Source organism: Cupriavidus sp. SIMBA_020, assembly GCF_046535395.1.
GTDB classification, from domain to species: Bacteria; Pseudomonadota; Gammaproteobacteria; order Burkholderiales; family Burkholderiaceae; genus Cupriavidus; species Cupriavidus campinensis.
The window spans coordinates 1-278 of sequence record NZ_JAWRWU010000433.1 but is presented as its reverse complement, the minus strand read 5'-3'; the positions used below and the strand labels follow the sequence as shown (position 1 = coordinate 278).

At 67.3% G+C, this 278-nt stretch carries 1 protein-coding gene; it reads left to right on the top strand.

The window, feature by feature from the left end; genetic code table 11:
• A partial coding sequence (locus SB751_RS29920) for a sigma-70 factor domain-containing protein (RefSeq protein ID WP_410749012.1) occupies positions 1–278 on the top strand: 278 nt, incomplete at both ends.

Below are 278 nucleotides of genomic sequence, written 5' to 3'. Positions count from 1 at the left end.
ACGGCGCGCAGGCGGCCGACGACGAGGAGCGCGATTTCGAGGAGCGCGAGGAACGCGAAGAGCGTGAATCGGGCTCCGAAGAAAGTAGCAGCCGCGAAGGCGAAGAGGGCGCCGCGCCCTCGGACGCCGACGATTTCCGCGCCATCCTTCAGGCCGAGCTCACGGCCGACACCATCCAGCATTATCTGAACCGGATCAGCGTCAAGCCGCTGCTCACCGTCGAGGAGGAGCAGCGCTACTCGCGTCTGGCGAAGGCCGGCGAGTTCGAGGCGCGTCAG